Annotated in this window: 20 protein-coding genes; 3 read left to right on the plus strand and 17 right to left on the minus strand. The window is 59.4% G+C overall.

The window, feature by feature from the left end:
* Nucleotides 1–211 precede the first annotated feature (211 nt).
* The 5 genes from ACA044_RS05510 to plsB all read right to left on the minus strand — a co-directional run bounded on the left by ACA044_RS05510 (nt 212) and on the right by plsB (nt 5,149).
* Nucleotides 212–847 carry a lysoplasmalogenase gene (locus ACA044_RS05510; RefSeq protein WP_497445478.1) on the minus strand — a complete coding sequence of 212 codons (636 nt, stop codon included), beginning with the start codon at nt 845–847 and terminating at the stop codon, nt 212–214.
* A 2-nt stretch (nt 848–849) separates the two neighbouring features.
* Nucleotides 850–1,242, minus strand: a complete 393-nt coding sequence (locus tag ACA044_RS05515) for a protease inhibitor I42 family protein (protein WP_497445479.1) — start codon at nt 1,240–1,242, stop codon at nt 850–852.
* Nucleotides 1,243–1,464: 222 nt separating this feature from the next.
* Nucleotides 1,465–2,154, minus strand: coding sequence for a DUF4197 domain-containing protein (locus ACA044_RS05520; RefSeq protein WP_497445480.1), 690 nt, complete (start codon nt 2,152–2,154; stop codon nt 1,465–1,467).
* 40 nt (nt 2,155–2,194) lie between these two features.
* Entirely contained in the window at nt 2,195–2,593 is a 399-nt protein-coding gene (locus ACA044_RS05525; RefSeq protein WP_497445481.1) for a YbaY family lipoprotein, read from the minus strand.
* A 51-nt stretch (nt 2,594–2,644) separates the two neighbouring features.
* On the minus strand, nt 2,645–5,149 hold the full coding sequence (plsB, locus tag ACA044_RS05530; protein ID WP_497445482.1) for a glycerol-3-phosphate 1-O-acyltransferase PlsB: 2,505 nt from the start codon (nt 5,147–5,149) through the stop codon (nt 2,645–2,647).
* A 163-nt stretch (nt 5,150–5,312) separates the two neighbouring features.
* On the opposite strand from plsB, the gene ACA044_RS05535 reads away from it, so the two are divergent.
* Nucleotides 5,313–5,522: a cold-shock protein gene (locus ACA044_RS05535; protein ID WP_007964248.1), complete on the plus strand. Its 210-nt coding sequence runs from the start codon at nt 5,313–5,315 to the stop codon at nt 5,520–5,522.
* A gap of 135 nt (nt 5,523–5,657) precedes the next feature.
* Here ACA044_RS05535 and ACA044_RS05540 read toward each other — a convergent pair whose 3' ends face one another.
* From ACA044_RS05540 to ACA044_RS05555, 4 genes are all read right to left on the minus strand, one after another.
* Nucleotides 5,658–6,035, minus strand: a complete 378-nt coding sequence (locus ACA044_RS05540; RefSeq protein ID WP_038979139.1) for a hypothetical protein — start codon at nt 6,033–6,035, stop codon at nt 5,658–5,660.
* A 96-nt stretch (nt 6,036–6,131) separates the two neighbouring features.
* Nucleotides 6,132–6,941, minus strand: coding sequence for a putative RNA methyltransferase (locus tag ACA044_RS05545; RefSeq protein WP_497445483.1), 810 nt, complete (start codon nt 6,939–6,941; stop codon nt 6,132–6,134).
* Nucleotides 6,941–8,092, minus strand: coding sequence for a succinyl-diaminopimelate desuccinylase (gene dapE / locus ACA044_RS05550; protein WP_497445484.1), 1,152 nt, complete (start codon nt 8,090–8,092; stop codon nt 6,941–6,943). Before dapE ends, ACA044_RS05545 begins: the two co-directional genes overlap by 1 nt.
* 211 nt (nt 8,093–8,303) lie before the next feature.
* Entirely contained in the window at nt 8,304–10,895 is a 2,592-nt protein-coding gene (locus ACA044_RS05555; protein WP_497445485.1) for a glycosyltransferase, read from the minus strand.
* 281 nt (nt 10,896–11,176) lie between these two features.
* Here ACA044_RS05555 and tcdA point away from each other — a divergent pair, with 281 nt between their 5' ends.
* Complete coding sequence (tcdA, locus tag ACA044_RS05560) at nt 11,177–11,992, plus strand: tRNA cyclic N6-threonylcarbamoyladenosine(37) synthase TcdA (RefSeq protein WP_497445486.1); 816 nt, start codon at nt 11,177–11,179, stop codon at nt 11,990–11,992.
* Between the two features lie 145 nt (nt 11,993–12,137).
* Here tcdA and ACA044_RS05565 read toward each other — a convergent pair whose 3' ends face one another.
* The 8 genes from ACA044_RS05565 to map form a co-directional block, all read right to left on the minus strand.
* Complete coding sequence (locus tag ACA044_RS05565) at nt 12,138–12,545, minus strand: SufE family protein (RefSeq protein WP_497445487.1); 408 nt, start codon at nt 12,543–12,545, stop codon at nt 12,138–12,140.
* Complete coding sequence (locus ACA044_RS05570) at nt 12,542–13,747, minus strand: aminotransferase class V-fold PLP-dependent enzyme (RefSeq protein ID WP_497445488.1); 1,206 nt, start codon at nt 13,745–13,747, stop codon at nt 12,542–12,544. Before ACA044_RS05570 ends, ACA044_RS05565 begins: the two co-directional genes overlap by 4 nt.
* 159 nt (nt 13,748–13,906) lie before the next feature.
* Nucleotides 13,907–14,941 carry a 2,3,4,5-tetrahydropyridine-2,6-dicarboxylate N-succinyltransferase gene (gene dapD, locus ACA044_RS05575; protein WP_497445489.1) on the minus strand — a complete coding sequence of 345 codons (1,035 nt, stop codon included), beginning with the start codon at nt 14,939–14,941 and terminating at the stop codon, nt 13,907–13,909.
* 33 nt (nt 14,942–14,974) lie between these two features.
* The gene (locus tag ACA044_RS05580) at nt 14,975–15,337 is read right to left on the minus strand and encodes an ArsC family reductase (RefSeq protein WP_497445490.1); all 363 of its coding nucleotides are present in this window, start codon (nt 15,335–15,337) and stop codon (nt 14,975–14,977) included.
* A 183-nt stretch (nt 15,338–15,520) separates the two neighbouring features.
* The gene (locus ACA044_RS05585) at nt 15,521–16,243 is read right to left on the minus strand and encodes a M12 family metallopeptidase (protein WP_497445491.1); all 723 of its coding nucleotides are present in this window, start codon (nt 16,241–16,243) and stop codon (nt 15,521–15,523) included.
* 281 nt (nt 16,244–16,524) lie between these two features.
* The gene (dapC, locus tag ACA044_RS05590) at nt 16,525–17,724 is read right to left on the minus strand and encodes a succinyldiaminopimelate transaminase (protein ID WP_497445492.1); all 1,200 of its coding nucleotides are present in this window, start codon (nt 17,722–17,724) and stop codon (nt 16,525–16,527) included.
* A gap of 231 nt (nt 17,725–17,955) precedes the next feature.
* Nucleotides 17,956–20,658: a [protein-PII] uridylyltransferase gene (locus ACA044_RS05595; RefSeq protein ID WP_497445493.1), complete on the minus strand. Its 2,703-nt coding sequence runs from the start codon at nt 20,656–20,658 to the stop codon at nt 17,956–17,958.
* Between the two features lie 48 nt (nt 20,659–20,706).
* Complete coding sequence (gene map / locus ACA044_RS05600) at nt 20,707–21,489, minus strand: type I methionyl aminopeptidase (protein ID WP_497445494.1); 783 nt, start codon at nt 21,487–21,489, stop codon at nt 20,707–20,709.
* A 374-nt stretch (nt 21,490–21,863) separates the two neighbouring features.
* On the opposite strand from map, the gene rpsB reads away from it, so the two are divergent.
* A complete protein-coding gene (gene rpsB / locus ACA044_RS05605; RefSeq protein ID WP_007907989.1) occupies nt 21,864–22,601 on the plus strand; it encodes a 30S ribosomal protein S2 in 738 nt (245 codons plus the stop codon).
* Nucleotides 22,602–22,728: the final 127 nt, after the last annotated feature.

Below are 22,728 nucleotides of genomic sequence, written 5' to 3' on the forward strand. Positions count from 1 at the left end.
AAGTTGGCGCGTGGATGCGCGGGTTGTCTGATAAACCGGCAGGGCTGATGCTACTTGAATGGTGAGAGGGCTGTTGTGGCGAGGGGGCTTGCCCCAGTTCGGCGGCGCAGCCGTCGTAAACCCGGTAGATGCAATTGATTAGAAAGGATGCGGCGGTTGGGTTTGGGGCCGCTTCGCAGCCCAACGGGGGCAAGCCCCCTCGCCACAGAGCTCAGCGCAATTTTGGGCCGAACGCGGAAGCCGCAATCCCCCACTGCCCCAGCCAGTAGCTGAGGATGATCACGTAAGGTGCGGCATGAAATGGCATCACAAACCGATCAATGCCAATCACGCTGTCAGAAAACACAAACGCCACGGCGCCCACTGCTGCCAGCAGTGCCGAGCGTTTGGGCACGTTAGTGCCGAGTCGGGCCAGGGCGCGCCAGAGCATGGCGCTGATGGCCAGACCATAAACGATCACCGGGATCAGCAATGGACCCAGCCCATTGGAAATCAGAATCCCCAGCAGTACGGCGCCGACGCTCAGGGCGATGATCAACGGCAACAGCGCCAGACGCCGGCAATCGCTCAAGTAAGCTTTCAGGTACGCCAAATGCGCGACCAAAAACGCCCCAAGGCCAAACACAAACAAATCCCCCGGCCATGCCAGCAACACGTCGCCGACCAAGGAAAAAATCAAACCCAGGCTGATCCAGCGCCGATAGTCACTGGGCGGTGCATCGTGTAACCAGCCGAGCAGGGCCAACACTGGCAACGGTTTGACCAGCAGGCAGAGCAGCGAGGCATGCACGCTCAGGCCATAAAGGAAGGTCACCGCGCCCATCAGCGCCAGAATCAGCCAGCCCACGATCAGTTAACCGCGATGGCGCAGTCGAAGGTTTTCACGGCCGGCACTTCCGGTGCCCACGGTTGTGAGTAAGTTAGCCGCAAGCGGCCAGTGCCGGTAGCGAAGGCCTGGAAGCGCCAGGTCGAGAGGCCGGCACTACCGACGATTCCGGCATCTTCCGGGTTGCTGTAGACCTCGGGGCTGAGCGCACGCAACACGCCCCCGGCCGAATCCTGGATCGCCCAGCGGTAACCCGTGGTCGGGTTGCTCGGCAGGGTCAGGATCAGGTTTTGCCCGTTGTGCAGTTTCGCCGGGCATTCGCTTTGTTTTTCCACGGTCACGTTCTGTTTCGGTTGCGTGGCGCAAGCGCTCAGCAGAGCAAGGGCGAGGGGGACAAACAGGCGAGTGGGGGACATAAGATCAGCGGCTCCGGCGTTCACGACGAACGGCGAGCATAACTGAAGATGAGACAAAGTGTGACGGTCACCCATTATGGATGATGGGGGCGGGAGGTGGGTGATGCCAGTCTATTAAACACAATTCATGTGGGAGCGGGCTTGCTCGCGAAGGCGGTGTGTCAGTCGACATCAACTTTGACTGACACACCGCTTTCGCGAGCAAGCCCGCTCCCACAGGGTTTAGAGCGTGCCGAAGACTTTCTTCGCCAGGCTGGTCGCCGCCGCCGCAGGGTTCTGGCGAATGGTTTCTTCCTGTTTGCCAATCATCTCGAACAAACCGTTCAACGCCTGCTCGGTCACGTAGCTTTCGATGTTGGCATTTTTCGCATCCAGCACGCCCAGCGTCGCGGCTTGCCCGGCAAATGCGTTGTACTGCTGGGCCAGGCCGACCTGGTCGGTGGCTTGCTTGACGATCGGCAGGAATTTGGTGCGGATCTGTTCGCGGCTGGTTTTACTCAGGTACTGGGTGGCCGAGTCCTTGCCGCCGCTGAGAATCCCCTTGGCATCCTCCACGGTCATCTTCTTCACCGCATCCACCAGAATCGGCTGGGCCTGCGTCACCGCCGCTTCAGCCGCTTTGTTCATGCTGGTTTCCAGTTGATCGACCTGTTCACCCATGCCGAACTGTTTCATTTTCTTGGCGACTTTACCCAGCTTGCCCGGCAGTTCGATTTTCACGTCCGGGTTATTGCTGAAGCCGCCGGGCGTGCCGAGTTGCTTGACGGCCAGTTGCGCGCCTTGGGTCAGGGCGTCCTTGAGACCGCCGGTGGCGTCTTGTTGCGACAGGTCATTGAGTGACAGAGCCAGGGCGTTGGCGCAGATCATCAAGCCTGCGCACAGGCCGGCGAAGCGAAGGGTAGGGCGGAGCATGGCGGCTTCCTTGTTCAGAAAAAAGGTTTAGAAAAGTGAGTTAGCGGACCGCGTCCACGCGGATTTTCAGTGGCTGCGGATCTTTGCCGTCCAGTTGCACGGCGTGATGTTCAGTGGTGATGAACATTAACTTGCCGTCCACTTCGATCCGCGCGCTGACCGAATAGCGATGGCCGGGTTTGACCTGGGCCGGGTCGTAGCTCAGATGAAACGGCAACGGCACCTGGCCTTTTACCTGACCTTTGTGTTCGTCGAGCACCAGGGCCGGTGCGTCTGCCAATGATACGTCCTGCAGGCTGACGCTCAAGATGGCGCTTGGCGGCAGGGCGATGCGTTGCAGGTAGAACACTTCGCCATCGAGGCTGGTTTTGGCGGCGGGTTGCATCGACTGACAGGCTCCCAGCAAAGCGGCCATGGCCAATAGAGAGAGTTTTTTCATCGAGGATCTCCGTATCGAAGGCGCCAGAAGAAGCCTGGCGCCTGTAGAAATTTAGTCGGTCTGCGCCGCAGCCGCGATTTGATCCGCCGCGTCTTCACTGCGATGCAGTGCCACCTGACGGATCGATAAGCGAATCTCCGCCGGCAGTACCCGTTTGGCCGCACCTTCGGCCAGTTCGCCGAGCAGTTCGTGATAGCTCAACTTCCCGGCTTCGTCGAGGCGCAGCACGTCGAGGTCCAGCATCGTCTGGATGAAGTGACGGAACAGGCTCTTGTCGAAGAACTCCGGGGCGTTCAGGCCATGGAGGATCGACAGGCGCTGGGCCATGACCGTGCACAGGTCTTCCAGCTCTTCGGCGCTGATGCTGTTCTGGCCGCTGTTGAGCAACAGGGAAACGGTCATGTAGAAGCGCTGCAGGGTCTGGGCGATGCTTTTCGACAGTAGCGTCAGTAGTACGAAATGCCGTGAGTTCGGTGCCGGACGCAGGTACACGTCTTTCTCGAAACGCAGCAGGCCTTGCTCGACGAAGGCTTCGAGCCATTGATCGACCACGCCATCGAGTTCGTCCAGCGACCAGCGAATGAACAGCTCCGATTGCAGGTACGGGTACAGCGCGCGGGTGTAGCGCAGGATCTGCTCGCGGCTCATGCGCGAGGTGCTCTGGAAGAAACTCGCCAGCAACGCCGGCAACGCGAAGATGTGCAGCACGTTGTTGCGGTAGTAGGTCATCAGGACGGCGTTTTGTTCGTCCAGGTACAGAATCTTGCCCAGGGCATCGCTCTGTTCGGACAGCAGGTCCATGTCCTTCACATGCTCGATCAGCGCCCGACCGTCACCGTCCGGCAGGGTGGTGTGCGGCGAGTAAGGGACTTTGCGCAACAGCGCCAGATACAGATCGAGCACCCGCGCCATGGCGCGATCGTCCAGGGCCAGACGGCTGGTGGACAGCAACGCCAGGGCCACCAGATTCACCGGGTTGATCGCCGCCGCTTCGTTCAGATGCTGTGCGACTTTCTCGCCGAGACGGTGGGTGGTTTCGTTGAGCCAGGCCGGTTTGAACTGCGGGCCGAGCTCCTGTTGGCGCCAGTCGGGCTGTTCGCTGTCGAGGAATTCCGCCAGTTTGATCGGCTCACCGAAGTTGACCGCGACCTGACCGAAGCGTTGTTTGAGCGCGCCGATGACTTTGAAGATGTCGAAAATCGATTCTTTCTTCTTGCTCGCACCACGCAATTCGCCGAGGTAGGTGCGGCCTTCCAGCACGCGCTCGTAACCGATGTATACCGGCACGAACACGATGGGCATGCGCGACGAACGCAGGAAGCTGCGCAGAGTGATCGCGAGCATTCCGGTTTTCGGTTGCAGCATGCGCCCGGTGCGTGAACGACCGCCTTCGACGAAGTACTCGACCGGGAAGCCCTTGGTGAACAGGGTGTGCAGGTATTCGTTGAACACCGAGGTGTAGAGCGGATTACCCTTGAACGTGCGGCGCATGAAGAACGCGCCGCCACGGCGCAGCAGGCTGCCGATCACCGGCATGTTGAGGTTGATCCCGGCGGCAATGTGCGGAGGGGTCAGGCCGTTGCGAAACAGCAGGTACGAGAGCAGCAGGTAATCGATGTGGCTACGATGGCACGGCACGTAGATCACTTCGTGACCTTGGGCGACTTTCTGCACACCTTCGATGTGGTTGACCTTGATCCCGTCGTAGATCTTGTTCCAGAACCAGCTCAGCACCACCTCCAGAAAGCGGATCGCGGTGTAGGTGTAGTCCGAGGCGATCTCGTTGCCGTAGCGCAAGGCCTGGGCCTTGGCTTTCTCCGGGGAGATGTTTTCGCGCTCGGCTTCGTCGAGGATCGCTTGCTTGACCAAGGGTTGATTGAGCAGGCCTTTGACCAGGTTGCGGCGGTGGGAAATATCCGGGCCGATCACCGCGGCTTTCAGGTTGCGAAAATGCACCCGCAGGATCCGCTGGGCCATGCGCACGGTGCGCTCGTGGCCTTTGTTGTGATCGATCAATTCCCGCAGGTGAATCGGTGCCGAGAACTGCACCCGGGTCTTGCGCCCCAGCACGATGATGCTCAGCAGCCGACGCAAACGCCCGGTAACGGCCCAGCTATCGGCGAACAGCAGCTTCCACGGGCTCGACTCGCTGTCCGGCGACTGGCCCCAGAACACGCTGACTGGAATGATCTGCGCATCTTCGGCGGCGTTCTGGCTCAGGGCACTGACCAGACGGGTCAGGGTCGGTGGCGCACCGCGTTTGTCCTGACGGCCGAGCCAGTCGGGCTCCGGCGTCAGGTAAAAGAATGCGGCGGGTTCCACCAACGTACCCACCGACACCGGCAACACCGGGCGGGGCAGGCCGGCCTTGCTGCATTCGGTATTGACCACGGCGAGGTCGGTCAGTGAAGGATTTTGCAGGACGTAAAACACCGGCCGGCTGCGGTCGAGGTTAAGGGTGAACGACGACTGGTTGATCGTCTCCGAGCGAACCCAGAGGTACAGCAGTCGGCGCAGGGTGCCAAACACAAGACGGCGAAACGGGGAACGGGTCATACGGCTTCTGCGTGAGTGAATAAAACCGAGCGTTTGCTCGGGCCGATAGTGTGCCGTATTCGCCGAAAATCGGCAAAAAAGCGGTTAAGTAAACTTGAGTTGAGAGTTTTCCCGGCTGTCATATACTCGGCCGTTCAAAATAAAAACAAGGGGGTAACGAGAGATGGCTACGCGCGAAACCGGCAATGTCAAGTGGTTCAACGACGCCAAGGGCTACGGCTTCATTCAACGCGAGGACGGGGTGGACGTGTTCGTGCACTACCGCGCGATCCGCGGCGAAGGGCATCGCTCGCTGACTGAGGGTCAGCAGGTTGAGTATGCGGTGGTGACCGGCGAGAAGGGCTTGCAGGCTGAGGATGTGGTGGGCCTGTAAACCGTATCCTGCGGATCACATAACACCCTGTGGGAGCGTGGCTTGCCCGCGAAGACGGCGGCACATCCAACAATGATGTGACTGACAAACCGCAATCGCGGGCAAGCCCGCTCCCACAGGTCTGGTGTACTGCTTTTACGCGGTTTTCCAGGTGATCTCTTCTTCGCCATCAACGCTGATGCGCATCCAGCGATCAGCCGTCTCTTCCCCTTCTTCCTCGACCCAACTGCCCGGTGCGCAACGTACTTCGACGTTCAGCGCAGCAAAGGCGGCGCGGGCGCAGGCGATGTCGTCTTCCCACGGGGTCTGGTCGCTTTCCAGGTACAGGCTGTTCCATTTGCCGACGGCTTTCGGCAGCCAGGTGACCGGCACGTTACCGGCCTTGCACTTGTAGGTCTGGCCTTTCTGAACCCAATCGGTGCACGGGCCTAAAGCCGCGCCGAGCCAGGCTGCGATAGCCTTGTAGTCGACGTCGGCGTCTTTCAGGTAAATCTCGATATCGGGTTGGCGCATGGATGTCCTCACTGCGGGTCTGAAAAATCCATTCGCGGATTTAGCCGGCCTTGATCTGTTGCTCAAGACCAAAAATTAAGAGTTGCTCTCTAACTACTACTGCAGAACAAAATAATCGTAGCGCATCGACACGGTGACCTCGAACGGCTCGGCCTGTTCGATGACCGCCGCCCGGCGTTCGGCACTGGCGCGCCAGCCATGGGGCGTCATCGCCAACAGGTTCGCGCGATCCTGACCATTGGCAAGCAGCAGTTTGAACTCCAGGGTTTCGCTGTGCTGCAGCGCCATGCCTTCCGGCACCAGCGCCAAATGCTTGTCGTCGGTGTACTCGCGCACTTCGTCGTACAGCCGCTCACGCAGTTCCATCAGATGGCCGCTGGTCGGCCCGACTTTCATCAAGCCGCCGCCGGGGCTGAGCAGGCGTTTGGCTTCTGCCCAGTCCAGCGGGCTGAAAACACTGGCGAGAAACTGGCAGCTGCCTGAGGCCAACGGCACCCGCGCCATGCTGGCGATCAACCAGGTCAGCGCAGGGTTGCGTTTGCAGGCGCGTTTGACCGCTTCCCGGGAAATGTCCAGGGCGTAGCCATCGGCGTTGGGCAAGGCTTCGGCGATTTGCGCGGTGTAGTAACCCTCGCCACAACCGATGTCCAGCCAGCGCTGGGGCGCGTACTGCGCTGCCAGTTCCGCCAGACGCTTGGCCACCGGCGCGTAATGGCCGGCATTCAAGAAGTCGCGACGGGCTTCGACCATCGCCAGGTTATCCCCAGGGTCGCGGCTGTTTTTGTGCTGCACCGGCAACAGGTTCAGGTAACCCTGCCGCGCACGGTCGAAACGATGCCCGGCGGGGCAGGCCACACCGTTGTCCACTGCGTTCAGCGGTTCGCTGCAGATCGGGCAGGCGAGCATCAGGCGAGCAACTTGATCAGAGTCTGGTAGTAGATTTCGGTCAGCACGTCGAGGTCGGCTGCCAGTACACGCTCGTTGACCTGATGGATCGTCGCGTTGACCGGGCCCAGTTCGACCACTTGGGTGCCCATGGTCGCGATGAAGCGCCCATCGGAGGTGCCGCCGCTGGTGGAGGCTTTGGTTTCACGACCGGTGACGTCCTTGATGCTTGACGCGACGGCATCCAGCAACGCACCCGGTTCGGTGAGGAACGGCAGGCCGGACAATGCCCAGTCGACGTGCCAGTCCAGACCATGTTTATCGAGGATATCGGCGACGCGTTTTTGCAGGCCTTCGACGGTGGATTCGGTGGAGAAGCGGAAGTTGAACACCGCCACCAGATCACCCGGAATCACGTTGGTCGCGCCGGTGCCGGAATTGACGTTGGAGATCTGGAAACTGGTCGGCGGGAAGAAATCGTTGCCGTGGTCCCAGTGCTCGGCGGCCAGTTCGGCCAGGGCCGGGGCGGCGAGGTGGATCGGGTTCTTCGCCAGGTGCGGATAGGCCACGTGGCCCTGCACACCGCGCACGGTCAGTTTGGCGCCGAGGGAGCCGCGACGGCCGTTCTTGACCACATCGCCCACCAGGGTGGTGCTCGACGGTTCGCCGACGATGCACCAGTCCAGACGTTCCTTGCGGGCGGCAAGGCGTTCAACGACAGCCTTGGTGCCGTGGTGCGCCGGGCCTTCTTCGTCGCTGGTGATCAGGAACGCGACCTTGCCCTTGTGATCCGGGTAGTCGGCGACGAAACGTTCAGCGGCCACGGTCATTGCTGCCAGGCTGCCTTTCATGTCGGCCGCGCCACGGCCGCAGAGCATGCCGTGTTCATCGATCAGCGCGTTGAACGGGTCGATCTGCCAGGCCGTTACCGGACCGGTTGGAACTACGTCGGTGTGGCCGGCGAAGCACAGCACCGGACCGTCGTGTTTGCCGTGAGTCGCCCAGAAGTTATCCACATCTTCGATGCGCATCGGTTCCAGTTTGAAACCAGCATCGCCCAGGCGCTGCATCATCTGCTTCTGGCAATCGGCGTCAACCGGCGTCACGGACGGACGGCGGATCAGGTCGATGGCGAGTTGAAGGGTCGGCGAAAGGTCGGCGTGGGCCGTCATGGAAAGCTCCGAAAACTGTAAATGTGGGAGCGAGCCTGCTCGCGATGAGGTCGGTACATTCAACATTGAAGTTGATTGTCAGACCGCTATCGCGAGCAGGCTCGCTCCCACAGGTATTGGGTCAGGCCATAAAGGCCAAGGCCTGCAAAATGGCGGTTATCTTAAAGCAAAACGGCGGCCATTGGCCGCCGTTTAGTGCATCTGTACTGATTTAGACAGCCGGTGCGGTCGTGGCTTCGGCTACCGGTTTGGGCAGCGACGACAGGAACGCCATGATCAGCGCGGCCAGGTACGGCAGCGACTGCACCAGCAACATGGTCACCCAGAAGCGCATGTCGTTGCTCGGCAAGCCGTTCACCAGGAAGATCCCCAGCGCCGCACCCCACAACAACAGCATGATGAACACCTCTTCCCGCGCTTCGGAAATCGCTACCCAAAAGCCGTGGTTATCGGCGTTTTTCGGGGTACGGAAGAACGGAATGCTGCTGGTGAAGAAGCCGTACAGCACCGCTTTGGCGATCGTATGCGACAACGCCAGCCCGGCCAGTGCCGCGCAGAAGGCATCTTTCAGGTTGACCCCGACCGCACGGCGGTAGAGGAAAATGATCTTGCCGACCTTGAACACGAACAGCGCCAATGGCGGGATCGCGAAAATCAGCAACGGCGGATCGACCCGTTGCGGCACGATGATCATCGCCGCCGACCACAACAGCGCGCCGACGGTGAAGAAGATGTTCATGCCATCCGCGACCCACGGCAACCAGCCCGCGAGGAAGTGGTAACGCTGGCCACGGGTCAGCTCGGTGTCCTTGCCGCGCAGCAGGCTGGCGGTGTGACGCTTGATGATCTGAATCGCTCCGTAGGCCCAGCGGAAACGCTGTTTCTTGAAGTCGATAAAGGTATCGGGCATCAGGCCTTTGCCGTAGCTGTCGTGGTAATACGCCGCCGACAAGCCTTTTTCAAACACGCGCAGACCCAACTCGGCGTCTTCACAAATGCACCAGTCGGCCCAGCCCAGTTCCTCGAGCACCGAGCGCCGGGTCATGGTCATGGTGCCATGCTGGATGATCGCGTCACGGTCGTTGCGGGTGACCATGCCGATGTGGAAGAAGCCTTTGTATTCTGCGTAGCAGAGCTTCTTGAAGGTGCTTTCGTTCTGGTCGCGGTAATCCTGCGGCGACTGCACCACAGCGATTTTCGGATCGGCGAAGTGCGGCACCATGTGCTTGAGCCAGTTCGGGTCGACGCAGTAGTCCGAGTCGATTACCGCAATCACTTCGGCATCTTTAGCGGTGTGCGGAATAAGGTAATTCAGCGCGCCACCCTTGAAACCGGCCAGCGGTGCAACGTGGAAGAACTTGAAGCGCGGGCCGAGGGTTTCGCAATAATCGCGCACCGGTTCCCAGACCGCCGGGTCTTTGGTGTTGTTGTCGATAATCAGGACTTCGAAGTCCGGATAATCGAGGTTGGCCAGGGCGTTGAGGGTCTGTTTGACCATCTCCGGCGGCTCGTTGTAGCAAGGTACGTGAATCGACACTTTCGGTCGGTAGTCCGAATCACCCACCACTGGCAGGAATTCACGCCGGCGTTTGTGGGTCCAGACCGCTTCGGCCAGTTCATGGGCCTCGGTCAGCAGAACGATAAACACCCCGAATGCACCGAGGGCGAGCAGGAAGCCCACCGTCAGGCTGAACCAGGTGCTGTATTGCTGGCTGTAGTCGTACCCGATCCACACCAATACCGAACCGCAGAGGAACGCGATAAAGGTCAGGAAGGTGCGGCCACGTTGACGCAGGGCCGAACCGTCGATCATCAGCAGGGTCAGCGACAGCAGGGCCAGCACTACCGAGCCGATAGCCAGTACGCGCCATTGCGGGATCGCGACGACCGGGCCTTCGAAGTTGAATTTCTGCTGGCGCGCGGCGTTGAACACGCCCCAGTACGCGCCCACCGAACCTTCGTCACTGGCCTTCCACGGCTGGTCGAACGCTTCGATCACGAAGTAGTTGAAGCCCTGGCGGTTGAGCTTGTTGACCAGGGTGCGCAGGTAAATCGCCTGGTCCGCCGGTGACGCATCGGCGCCACCGCGCATGCGGCCGTTGCTCGGCCAGCCGACTTCGGAGAGCAGCAGCGGTTTTTTCGGGAACATCTTTTTCAGATCACGGGCGCGGTCGAGAACGAACTGACCGGCCTTGTCCACCGGAACGAACTCCCAGTAGGGCAGAACGTGAGCCGCGATCAGGTCGACGTGCTTGGCCAGGCTCGGGTTTTCTTCCCAGACGTGCCATTGTTCGGAGGTGGTGACCGGAACCTTTACGGCCGCGCGGACGCGATCCAGGATCAGGCTCAGCTCTGCCGCGGTAATTTCCTTACGGAAGATGGCTTCGTTACCGACAATCACGCGAACCACGCTGCGCGAGGAATTGGCGATTTCGATGGCGCGGGTGATCTCGCGCTCGTTGCGCTCTTCGTCCGGGCTGATCCAGATCCCCAGGGTCACCCGCAGGCCGAATTCTTCCGCCAGTTTGGGGATGTTTTCCAGCGTACCGTCGACCGAGTAGGTACGGATGTTGTCCGTCAGCTTGCTCATGATCTCCAGATCGCGACGCATTTCATCGTCGGTCGGGTACTGGGCTTTTTGCGGGTACTGGCCTTGTTGAAACGGCGAGTACGAAAAGCCGGAGATCTGCTCCGGCCAGTTGGGGGCGGTGACCGGGCGATTGACCAACGCCCAGAAACCGGTGAACAAGGCGGCGATTGCAAGAACCACTACCAGGTTGAGTCCAAATTTACGCGATGACATAGCTATTTCAGGTTCCAGGAGCTGCTGAACGAAGGAACGGTCGGCGGCCGGCTGCCAAGGGGCGGGGGCGCGCATCCTACACCGGGCGTTCACTGACCGTACAGCGGACAGGGAAATGCCGGACGTTGGGCAATCCAAGTCGACTTAAGTTCTTTGACCGGGGCGGTAGAGCCCAATTCCAATAAATTTGTGGTCAATTAAAGCAATCAAGACCGCCGTTCATAGCCCAAAGATGCTCTTGACCGCCGAGAGCCCTATAATGCGCGCCGGTTTTTGGGGTAATGGTCATGAGTACAGAAGATCCGCGGTTTGCGGGCATCGCCCGTTTATATGGCATCGAAGGCCTTGAGCGCTTGCGCGCGGCCCATGTGGCGATCGTCGGCGTCGGTGGTGTCGGTTCCTGGGCGGCGGAAGCCGTTGCCCGGTGTGGCGTGGGCGAGATTTCGCTGTTCGACCTGGACGACGTCTGTGTCAGCAACGTCAACCGTCAACTGCATGCGCTGGACAGCACCGTCGGCAAGCCCAAGGTCGAGGTGATGGCCGAGCGCCTGCGCGGGATCAACCCGGACTGCACGGTGCATGCGGTGGCGGACTTTGTCACCCGCGAAACCATGGCCGAGTACATCACGCCGAACATCGACTGCGTGATCGACTGCATCGACAGCGTCAACGCCAAAGCGGCGCTGATCGCCTGGTGCAAACGCCGCAAGATCCAGATCATCACCACCGGCGGCGCGGGCGGGCAGATCGACCCGACACTGATCCAGGTCTGCGACCTGAACCGCACGTTCAATGATCCGCTGGCGTCAAAAGTGCGCTCCACGTTGCGCCGCGACTACGGCTTCTCCCGCACCGTGACCCGCCACTACAGCGTCCCGTGCGTGTTTTCCACCGAACAACTGCGCTACCCGAAACCGGATGGCAGCATTTGCTTGCAGAAGAGTTTTGTCGGTGATGGTGTGAAGCTCGACTGCGCCGGCGGCTTTGGCGCGGTGATGATGGTGACGGCGACGTTCGGCATGGTCGCGGCGACCAAGGCTGTGGATAAGATTGTGGCCGGTGTGCGGCGCCCGGCGGATCGGAGCAAGCCTGCCTGAAACCGATCATTCCCACGTTCTGCGTGGAATGCCTCCACGGACGCTCTGCCGAACGCGGAGCGCGGGAACGATCAATCTGTAGGAGCGAGGCTTGCCCGCGAAGGCGTCGTACCTGACACACCGCTTTCGCGGGCAAGCCTCGCTCCTACACGTCGCTCAGGCTCCGCATCCGCTGGAGCACGGCATTGAGGCCATTGCTGCGCGACGGCGACAACTGACGGCTCAGACCCAGCTGATTGAACCACTCCGGCAAATCCACCTGCCGCAGCTCAGGCGCGGATAACCCGTTGACCCGCGCCAGCAGCAACGCCACCAACCCGCGAATCAACCGCGCATCGCTGCTGGCGCTGAACTGCCAATGCCCATCCTGCAGCGTACCCACCAGCCAGACCTGGCTTTCACAACCATGCACGCGGTTGGCCTCGACTTTATCCACATCGCTCAACACTGGCAGGCGGTCACCCCATTGCATCAGCAACCGCGCTCGCTGTTCCCAGCTCGCCGCCTGCTGAAAAGTGCTCAGCGCCGTGACGGCATCGGCGGGCAAGGTCATCGCAACAACTCCAGGGCCTGATCCAGCGCTTCAAAAAAGCGCTCCAGGTCTTCGGAGTCGTTGTACAACGCCAGCGACACCCGAATCGCCCCGGCCAGCTCGAAGCTTTTGAGCAATGGCATGGCGCAATGGTGACCAGCGCGTACGGCGATTCCTTGTTCAGTCAGCAAATGCGCCAGATCAGAGTTATGCACACCTTCGACGACAAAACTGGCCAGCGCCAGTTGCGGCTTGCCCAGCAGACGAATGCCGTTGCGCGCTTCAAGGCCTTTGAGCAAATAGTCATGCAGCGCCGCTTCGTGGACGGACACGGCGTCCTGATCCAGCCCAGTGAGGTAGTCCAGCGTCGCGCCCAGGCCGATCACGCTGGAAATCGGCGGCGTACCCGCCTCGAACCCCAATGGCGCGGGACGAAAGCGGGCGTCGTGGTAGTTGGCATCCAGCACCATTTCGCCGCCGAACTGCCACGGACGCAGTTGCTCAAGCGCTTCATGACGACCGAACAGCACACCCAGGCCATCCGGGCCGTAGAGCTTGTGGCTGGAAAACACATAGAAGTCGCAACCCAGTGCCCGCACGTCATGCCGACCGTGCACCACGCCTTGAGCGCCGTCGACCACGGTCAGCGCGTTGTGCACTTTGGCCATCGCCAGTAACGCGGGCAACGGCTGCCACGCGCCGAGCACGTTGGACAACTGACTGACTGCCAGCAGACGGGTACGCGGGCCGATCAGGAGAGCGGCGGCTTCAAGGTCAATCAAACCATCGACCTTCAGCGGCAGAATCACCAGTTTCAAGTCGCGACGGTGGGCCAGTTGCTGCCATGGCAACAGGTTGGCGTGATGCTCCAGCGCGCTGATGGTAATTTCATCGCCCGGATTGAATAAGTGTTCCAGGCCATAGGCCAGGAGGTTCAGCGCGGATGTTGCGCCGTGGGTAAAGATGATTTGCCCGCAATCGCCGGTATTGAGCCATTGGGCGACTTTGCTGCGGCTGTCCTCGAACGCCTGGGTGGCATGGGCGCCGGGCAAGTGTTGCGCCCGATGCACGTTGGCCGCGCCATTGGCGTAGTAATGCGCCAAAGCGTCCAGCAGGGCTTGAGGTTTTTGCGTGGTGGCGGCGTTGTCCAGATAGGTCTGGTCTTGCCGTTGCAGCGCGGCGATGGCCGGGAAGTCGGCGCGCCAGGGAGAGGGAATCATCATGCTATCGGGCCCTGGTCAACATGGGCGGGTGTACGCCTGACCTGATGGTCGGGTCTACGCCGAACCTGTAGGAGCGAAGCTTGCTCGCGAAGGGGCCCTTGAGGCCGCCAAAAGCTTCGCGGGCAAGCCTCGCTCCTACAGGTGATCGTGTGACGCTACTTAGTTGTGAGCGTGCAGCGCTTCGTTCAGTTCGATCGCCGATTTGTGGGTTTTGCATTCCACGGCACCGGTTTCCGAATTACGGCGGAACAGCAGGTCAGGCTGACCGGCCAGTTCGCGGGCCTTCACGACTTTGACCAGCTGATTTTTTTCATCCAGCAGCGCCACTTTGGTCCCCGCGGTCACGTACAGGCCCGACTCAACGGTATTGCGGTCACCCAACGGAATACCGATACCGGCGTTGGCGCCGATCAGGCAGCCTTCGCCGACCTTGATCACGATGTTGCCGCCACCCGACAGGGTGCCCATGGTCGAGCAACCGCCGCCCAGGTCCGAACCCTTGCCGACGAATACGCCAGCGGATACACGGCCTTCGATCATGCCCGGGCCTTCGGTGCCCGCGTTGAAGTTGACGAAACCTTCGTGCATCACGGTGGTGCCTTCGCCCACATAAGCGCCCAGACGAATACGTGCCGCGTCAGCGATACGCACGCCGGCCGGAACTACGTAGTCGGTCATTTTCGGGAACTTGTCCACCGAGAACACTTCCAGCAGCTCGCCGCGCAGACGGGCTTCCAGCTGATGCTCGGCCAGTTCGGCCAGATCGATCGCGCCCTGGCTGGTCCAGGCCACGTTTGGCAGCAACGGGAAGATACCGGTCAGGTTCAGGCCATGTGGCTTGACCAGACGATGAGACAGCAGGTGCAGCTTGAGGTACGCCTCAGGCGTGGAGCTCAGCTGTGCGTCTTCGGCCAGCAGTGTGGCGACCAGCGGCTTGTGGCTCTCGGCCAGACGGGTCAGCAGTGCCGCTTGTGCAGCGTCGACGCTTTTCAGTGCTTCAGCCAGTTGTGACGCCTGAGCGGTGCTGAAGGCGATGGCCTGATTGCCGTCGGTATAGCCCAGAATCGGCGCAATGGCCGCGACCAGTTCGGCCGACGGGTTGAGCAAAGGTTGTGCGTAAAACACTTCCAGCCATGCGCCTTGACGGTTTTGAGTGCCGACACCAAAGGCCAGGCTGAACAGAGTAGTGGACATGTTGATACCTCTAACAAAATGGAACGGGCTGCCTTATTTGAGTGCTGCCGCGTAGATATCTGGCTTGAAGCCAATCAGGGTTTTGTCACCGAGATCAAGCACCGGGCGCTTGATCATCGAGGGTTGTGCGAGCATCAGTTCGATGGCTTTCGGCTGGTCGAGATCGGCTTTGCGTTCGTCGTCGAGCTTGCGAAAGGTCGTGCCTGCACGGTTCAACACCACTTGCCAGCCGTGCTCGTCGCACCACTGAGTCAGGTGTTCACGGTCGATTCCGACTGCTTTGTAATCATGGAAGTCATAGCTGACAGCGTGTTCATCTAGCCAGGTGCGCGCCTTTTTCATGGTGTCGCAGGCTTTGATGCCGAAAAGGTGCAACGTTTTGCTTGAAGCGGTCAAGGAATTGCCCCCTTTGCAAGTGCTGAAAATTAAAGGTGACGGATTATGCCATGACCGGACGGTTTCGCGTCGGCTGTGGTCGGGTTTGTCTTTTTGTCTTTTTGTCTTTTTGTCCGTTTGTCAGGGCGATCAGCGGTTGCAGGCTGTCAGAGACAGCTTATCTGCCCCTGACAGGGTTTAGGTTTATCGTCCGCTATAAATACCTGTCATCAGCTTTACGTCGTTTGCAGATAAGCGGCTGTTACGTGCTATCGCTACACCGTCGAGAGTAAGTTCAGCCTGGATAGGGTAGTGCATGATTGAGGTGCTGTCATAAGGCGATGTTCTAGTGTTTGATCTTTCTAATTTTCTTAACAGATTGGAATGAGTCACCTGTCTTGACCATTTTTGTGTCCGACTCATGAATTCGTAAACGGCAGTTTCGTTCCAGTTAATATTGGCATCTGGATGTTGATGCTCGTGTTCAAGTCCAAGAGCATGGCCAAACTCATGCAGCACGGTACCGAAGAAGTTTTGATCCAGTCCTCGCCATTGCAAATTCATAGTCGGTTCATCTTTCGGTACAGTCAGTGCGTCAGTGCCCAGATAGGACAAATTCCCTGAATGGAACTTGTCAGATATCCGGATATCACCCTCCGGACCTTCGACGAAAAGGATGCGAACGTCAAAGACGGCAGGTATCCATTGGTGGATTGCGCCTTTTGTGGAATCGATGAACCATGGGTTTTGGCTCAGAAAAGCCACTTTTAGTGTCCGACCTTTTTTCCAGAACTTGGTGTGGTCGCCTACACCGCGTTTTTGTCGACCTCCCGGTATTGTCTGGGGGGCGTTCGCTCGGTCTTCATTAGTTGCCGCATCATAAGAAGCCTGAATGTCATCGGGCTCAATGCACTTACATAAGTCCATGCTCATCATCCTTGTGAGTGTGTGTTGTTTGAAGTCTCCATTGTTGGAGGCTCATTGGTTTATTTAGCTATGTGATTTTGTTTTGATCTGATGTTCAGATGGGTTTTTATAGTGTGTATTGCTGGGTGCCGTCAATTGGCAAGCGAAAGCGACATGTAAGTTTGTTTTTTTGAATGAGAGTGTTGTTGCTTTTTTTTGTACTGGGTGTGGAGGTGTTATTAGATAAATAGCTTGGTTGATAGTGCTCCGCACTACATTGCATAGTGCGGAGCTTTTATGAGTTATTTGTTACGTGTAATAAACGCGCGAATTCTCTCTGCGGCTTCAATGCATTCTGCCAGCGGTGCAACCAGCGCCATACGTACTCGGCCTGCGCCGGGGTTTGAACCGTTCACTTCGCGAGACAGGTAAGACCCTGGTACGACCGTCACATGCTCTTCGACAAACAGGTCACGGCAGAACGCTTCATCATCACCGGCAACGCTCGGCCACAAGTAGAAACCGCCATCCGGGCGCTGCACGTCCATCACCGGGCTAAGGATTTCCAGCACGGCATCGTACTTTTCACGGTACAGCGCACGGTTGGCCCGTACATGCACTTCATCATTCCATGCGGCAACGCTGGCCAGTTGGGTCTGAACCGGCATCGCGCAACCGTGGTAGGTGCGATACAGCAGGAAGCCTTTGAGAATGTCGGCATCACCGGCGACAAAGCCCGAACGCAGGCCCGGAAGGTTGGAGCGCTTGGACAGGCTGTGGAACACCACGCAACGCTTGAAGTCCTGACGGCCCAGTTCCACGCAGGCGCTGAGCAGGCCGGCCGGTGGGGTTTGCTCGTCGAAGTACAGCTCGCTGTAGCACTCGTCCGCGGCGATCACGAAGTCGTATTCGTCGGCCAGGGCGATCAGCTTCTTCAGGGTGTCGATCGGGATCAGCGCGCCGGTCGGGTTACCTGGGGAGCAGAGGAACAGGATCTGGCAGCGCTTCCAGATGTCTGGCGATACGGCATCGAAATCCGGGTTGAAGCCGTTTTCGTCCAGGCACGGGAGGTAGTGCGGCTTGGCTCCGGCGAGGAACGCCGCGCCTTCGTAGATCTGATAGAACGGGTTCGGGCTGACCACCAGCGCATCTTCGCCACGATTGACCACGGTCTGGGTGAACGCGAACAACGCTTCGCGGGTGCCGTTGACCGGCAGCACGTTGCGCGCCGGGTCGAGCCAGCCTTTCGGCACGCTAAAACGGCGTTCGCACCAGGCCGCGATGGCTTCGCGCAGGGCCGGGATGCCGAGGGTAGTCGGGTACACGGCCATCTGATCCAGGTTGCTTGCCAGGGCTTCGGCCACAAAGGCTGGCGAGCGGTGCTTCGGTTCACCGATGGACAGCGCGATGGCGCGTTTGTCCGGGTTTGGCGTGACGCTGCCGAGCAAGGCGCGGAGCTTTTCGAACGGGTAGGGCTGCAACTGGTTCAGAGCGTTGTTCATGAGGGCCTCGTTCAGTGTGGGAGGACTAATGTGGTGCTGGGGGCTTGTTGTGATGAGGGGGCTTGCCCCCGTTCGGCTGCGCAGCAGTCGTAAAACCTTTGCATGCGGTGTATCTGATACATCGCGGTGCAGGTTTTGGGGCCGCTTCGCAGCCCAACGGGGGCAAGCCCCCTCGCCACAACAATCCCCCCTCGCCACACAGGCCCGCTCCCACAGGGGGAAATTGTTGGTTCAGATGCTGATGCGCGAAAGTTTGATATCGGGTTCCTGGTCGACGCTCAACTGTTCGACGATCGCATCCTGCAAACGGCTGCACAGCAACGGGTCGGACAGCGGCTGATTGTTCGCATCGGTGATGAAGAACACGTCTTCCACGCGCTCGCCCAGGGTGGCGATCTTGGCGTTCTGCAGCGACAGGTCGAACTCGAGGAAGATCGTCCCGATCCGCGCCAGCAACCCCGGGCGGTCGGGGGCGCTGAGCTCCAGCACGGTGACCGGACGCTGGGCGTCGTTGTGAATCGTTACCTGGGGTGCAAATGCAAAATGCTTGAGCTGGCGCGGCACTCGACGCTGAATAATCGTTGGGTAGTTGTCCGGGTTGCGCAGGGCTTCGGTCAGGCCTTCGCGGATCTGCTTGACCCGCGCCGGGTTGTCGCCGATCGAATCGCCATCGGTGTCGAGCACGATATAGGTGTCGAGGGTGAACTGGCTGCTGGAGGTGATGACCCGGGCGTCGTGAATGTTCAGGTTGAGCTGGTCCATCGCTGCCACGGTCACGGCGAAGAAGTCGTGCTGGTCCGGTGCATAGATAAAGATCTGCGTCCCACCCTCGAACTCGCGCTGAGTGGTTTCCTTGATCAGCACCAGCGGGCCACCGTCGAGCGGCTGCTGCAGGATCGCATCCGTGTGCCAGGCCACGTCGCCGGCGGTGTGGCGCAGAAAGTAGTCATCGCCCAATTGTGCCCACAACTGCTCGACGTCATCCGGATCGGTGCCGCCGCGTACCAGAATGTCCAGCGCCGCGCTCTGGGTCTGGCGGATCTGCTCTTCGCGATCCACCGGGTTTTCCAGGCCACGACGCAAGGCGCGCTTGGTCTCGGTGTAAAGCTGGCGTAACAGACTCGCGCGCCAGGAATTCCACAGCGAAGGGTTAGTCGCGTTGATGTCCGCAACGGTCAGTACGTACAGGTAATCGAGGCGGGTTTCATCGCCTACAATCTGCGCGAAATCATGGATCACGTGCGGGTCGGACAAGTCCTTGCGCTGGGCCGTGGTCGACATCACCAGATGGTTCTGCACCAACCAGACGATCAGGCGGCTGTCCCAGACCGGTAACTGGTGGCGCTGGCAAAAGGTTTCGGCATCCACAGCGCCGATTTCCGAGTGATCGCCATGCCGGCCCTTGCCGATGTCGTGGTACAGACCGGCCAGATAAATCAGCTCGGGCTTGGGCAGTTTGGCCATGAGCTTGCTGGCCAGCGGGAATTTTTCCGACACCTGGGTGTACTGCAGTTTACGCAGGTGCTTGATCAGGTTCAGGGTGTGCGCATCGACCGTATAGATGTGAAACAGGTCGTGTTGCATTTGCCCGACAATGAAGCCGAACTCCGGCAGATAGCGCCCAAGGATCCCGTAACGATTCATCCGTCGCAGGTTGCGGTGGATACCAATCTTGCACTTGAACAGTTCGATGAACAGGCTGGTATTACGGATATCGTTGCGGAAGTCGTCGTCGATCAGATGACGATTTTCCCGCAGCAGACGGATGGTATCGGCGCGTACACCTTTGATCTCTGGCTGCTGGGCCATTAGCACGAAAATTTCGAGCATGGCGAATGGCGTACGGCGGAACACGTTGTCGTTACGCGCCTCGATGTAGCCGTCGTGCAGCTGGAACCGCGAGTTGATCGGCTGCGGCGGTGCTTCGTCCTCGGGCGCGAGGATCACTTCCTCGAAGTGCTGGATGATCAGGTCGCTGAGCTGGGCAATGCTCATGACCACCCGATAGTATTGCTGCATGAAGTTTTCGATGGCGTGCTTGGCGTCATCGCCGTCGAACCCCAGCAACCCGGCAATCGTGCGCTGGTGATCGAACAGCAGGCGGTCTTCGGAACGGCCGGCAAGCATGTGCAGGGCGTAACGTACCTTCCACAGAAACTCCTGGGACGAGGCCAGCAGGGCGTTTTCGCTCTCCACCAGAAAGCCTTCGCCCGCCAGAGCCCGCAGGTTCAGGGTGCCGTACTGACGACGGGCGACCCAGAGAATCGTCTGAATATCCCGCAGGCCACCGGGCGAGCCTTTGACGTTGGGTTCCAGGTTGTATTCGGTGTCGTTGTACTTGTGGTGACGGGCTTTCTGCTCGGCATGCTTGGCCAGGAAGAAGTCCTTGCTGGGCCACATGTGTTCGGTGCTGGTGACGTCCAGCATGCGCTGGCGCAGGCGCTCGGGGCCAGCAATGGTGCGGCTTTCCATCAGGTTGGTGATCACCGTCAGGTCGGCGCGGGCTTCCTCGGCGCATTCGTCCACCGAGCGAACGCTCTGGCCGACTTCCAGGCCGATATCCCACAACAATGTCAGGAAGCGCTCGATGGAATCACGGAAAATTTCGTGGTCGGCGCTGTCCAGCAGGATCAGCAGATCGATGTCGGAGTAGGGATGCAACTCGCCGCGACCATAGCCGCCGACCGCCACCAGTGCGATATCGGCGTCTTCACTCCAGTTGAACTGCTCCCAGGCCTTTTGCAGGATGTTGTCGACGAACCAGGCACGATCCTCGATCAGTCGGCGAATGTCCCGGCCGCTGCGAAACCGCTCGTCGAGCACCTCGCGAGCCTGACGGATCGCCTTCTTGAAAGCAGCAATAGGGCTTGCCTTCAGGGCCAGTTCAGCCTGGAACTGGCCGCGGTCGAAGAGTTCGGGATCCACCTGCGGCATTGATTGGCTTTCCTTTCTATATAAAAGCTGGGAGCGGAACTGGCGGGATCAGGCCGAAACGCGCGCGATGGTGTCGTCGCTGCGCAGGGTGAAGATCTCGTAACCGGTTTCGGTCACCAGCAGGGTGTGTTCCCACTGCGCCGACAGCTTGCGATCCTTGGTAATTGCAGTCCAGCCATCGCCCAGCACCTTGGTGTCGGCCTTGCCCTGGTTGATCATCGGCTCGATGGTGAAGGTCATGCCGGCTTTCAGTTCCATGCCGGTGCCGGCGCGGCCGTAGTGCAGTATCTGCGGTTCTTCGTGGAACACCTTGCCGATGCCATGGCCACAGAACTCGCGAACCACCGAGAAGCCGTTCTTTTCCGCGTGCTTCTGGATCACTTCACCGATATCGCCCAGGCGGCAGCCTGGTTTGACCAGTTCGATGGCCTTGTACATGCATTCCTGAGTCACCTGGGACAGACGCTCGGCCCAGACCGGCACGGTACCGACATGGAACATGCGGCTGGTATCGCCATGGTAACCGTCCTTGATCACGGTGACGTCGATGTTCAGCGTGTCGCCATCCTTCAATGGCTTCTCGTTCGGAATGCCATGGCAGACCACATGGTTGATCGAGGTGCAGATCGACTTCGGGAAGCCCTTGTAATTGAGCGGGGCAGGGATGGCTTTCTGCTCGTTGACGATGTAGTCGTGGCAGATGCGGTCCAGCTCTTCGGTGGTGATGCCCGGTTTGACATAATCGGCAATCATTTCCAGCACATCGGCGGCCAATTTGCCGGCGATACGCATTTTTGCGATGTCCTCTGGGGTTTTGAGGGTGACGGTCATACAGGCTCTCTCTGCGCTCAATGGCGCCTTCTAAAACGAAATGGGCATTGCGCGAGCGATCATCGCGGCCCTGAAAAACGCGATTCTACCAGACGATCAACGCAAATCTGAGCCTCTGTGCATCGCTTCTCTCTATAGGATGGCGCATTCCGGGAGGATTCCAAGGACGGGGCGAAAAGCATTCGCCAGGTTTTCAGAATCCGGGTTCCGTTTTTTTCTGCCTTGTGGTATAAAATGCGCCGCTTTCCGGGGATACCCTGAAAAGCTTAAATCCACACACGTGTCGACACGATGACCTGGGTGCCTTCAGCTGATGCTGCTGGTTGGTCATTGGGATACGTGGAGGCCAAACCCGACTTACTTAAGGAACTATCATGTCCCAAGTCAACATGCGCGATATGCTGAAGGCCGGTGTGCACTTCGGTCACCAGACCCGTTACTGGAACCCGAAAATGGGTAAATACATTTTCGGCGCGCGTAACAAGATCCACATCATCAACCTTGAAAAAACCCTGCCAATGTTCAACGAAGCTCTGACTTTCGTAGAGCGTCTGGCCCAGGGCAAAAACAAGATTCTGTTCGTCGGCACCAAGCGTTCCGCTGGCAAGATCGTTGCTGAAGAAGCAGCACGTTGCGGTTCGCCGTACGTCGATCACCGCTGGTTGGGCGGCATGCTGACCAACTTCAAAACCATCCGTGCTTCCATCAAGCGTCTGCGTGACCTTGAAGTGCAAGCCGAAGACGGTACTTTCGCCAAGCTGACCAAGAAAGAAGCGCTGATGCGCACTCGCGATCTTGAGAAGCTGGACCGTTCCCTGGGTGGTATCAAGGACATGGGCGGTCTGCCAGACGCTCTGTTCGTTATCGACGTTGATCACGAGCGCATCGCGATCACCGAAGCCAACAAGCTGGGCATCCCGGTTATCGGCGTAGTCGATACCAACAGCAGCCCGGAAGGCGTTGACTACATCATCCCAGGCAACGATGACGCAATCCGCGCTATCCAGCTGTACATGGGTTCGATGGCTGACGCTGTTATCCGCGGTCGCAACCACGTTGCTGGCGGCACCGAGCAGTTCGTCGAAGAAGCTCCGGCGGCTGCAGCTGAGTAATTGACGCCCTGGCGTTGACTCAGTAAGCAAAAAGGGGGCTTGGCCCCCTTTTTGCCACCTCGAAAACCATTTGTGAGCAGCGCAGCTACAGCATCTGTAACGTGCAGCGGCTAACAAGGGTGGTTCG

The sequence above is a fragment of the Pseudomonas sp. LBUM1673 genome, from assembly GCF_059695645.1.

Excerpts from the sequence above, each read along its gene's own strand:
- ACA044_RS05515 (WP_497445479.1), bottom strand. The coding sequence starts at position 1,242 with ATGTCCCCCACTCGCCTGTTTGTCCCCCTCGCCCTTGCTCTGCTGAGC.
- ACA044_RS05520 (WP_497445480.1), bottom strand. The coding sequence starts at position 2,154 with ATGCTCCGCCCTACCCTTCGCTTCGCCGGCCTGTGCGCAGGCTTGATG.
- ACA044_RS05525 (WP_497445481.1), bottom strand. The coding sequence starts at position 2,593 with ATGAAAAAACTCTCTCTATTGGCCATGGCCGCTTTGCTGGGAGCCTGT.
- plsB (WP_497445482.1), bottom strand. The coding sequence starts at position 5,149 with ATGACCCGTTCCCCGTTTCGCCGTCTTGTGTTTGGCACCCTGCGCCGA.
- ACA044_RS05535 (WP_007964248.1), top strand. The coding sequence starts at position 5,313 with ATGGCTACGCGCGAAACCGGCAATGTCAAGTGGTTCAACGACGCCAAG.
- ACA044_RS05540 (WP_038979139.1), bottom strand. The coding sequence starts at position 6,035 with ATGCGCCAACCCGATATCGAGATTTACCTGAAAGACGCCGACGTCGAC.
- ACA044_RS05545 (WP_497445483.1), bottom strand. The coding sequence starts at position 6,941 with ATGCTCGCCTGCCCGATCTGCAGCGAACCGCTGAACGCAGTGGACAAC.
- dapE (WP_497445484.1), bottom strand. The coding sequence starts at position 8,092 with ATGACGGCCCACGCCGACCTTTCGCCGACCCTTCAACTCGCCATCGAC.
- ACA044_RS05555 (WP_497445485.1), bottom strand. The coding sequence starts at position 10,895 with ATGTCATCGCGTAAATTTGGACTCAACCTGGTAGTGGTTCTTGCAATC.
- tcdA (WP_497445486.1), top strand. The coding sequence starts at position 11,177 with ATGGTCATGAGTACAGAAGATCCGCGGTTTGCGGGCATCGCCCGTTTA.
- ACA044_RS05565 (WP_497445487.1), bottom strand. The coding sequence starts at position 12,545 with ATGACCTTGCCCGCCGATGCCGTCACGGCGCTGAGCACTTTTCAGCAG.
- ACA044_RS05570 (WP_497445488.1), bottom strand. The coding sequence starts at position 13,747 with ATGATGATTCCCTCTCCCTGGCGCGCCGACTTCCCGGCCATCGCCGCG.
- dapD (WP_497445489.1), bottom strand. The coding sequence starts at position 14,941 with ATGTCCACTACTCTGTTCAGCCTGGCCTTTGGTGTCGGCACTCAAAAC.
- ACA044_RS05585 (WP_497445491.1), bottom strand. The coding sequence starts at position 16,243 with ATGGACTTATGTAAGTGCATTGAGCCCGATGACATTCAGGCTTCTTAT.
- dapC (WP_497445492.1), bottom strand. The coding sequence starts at position 17,724 with ATGAACAACGCTCTGAACCAGTTGCAGCCCTACCCGTTCGAAAAGCTC.
- ACA044_RS05595 (WP_497445493.1), bottom strand. The coding sequence starts at position 20,658 with ATGCCGCAGGTGGATCCCGAACTCTTCGACCGCGGCCAGTTCCAGGCT.
- map (WP_497445494.1), bottom strand. The coding sequence starts at position 21,489 with ATGACCGTCACCCTCAAAACCCCAGAGGACATCGCAAAAATGCGTATC.
- rpsB (WP_007907989.1), top strand. The coding sequence starts at position 21,864 with ATGTCCCAAGTCAACATGCGCGATATGCTGAAGGCCGGTGTGCACTTC.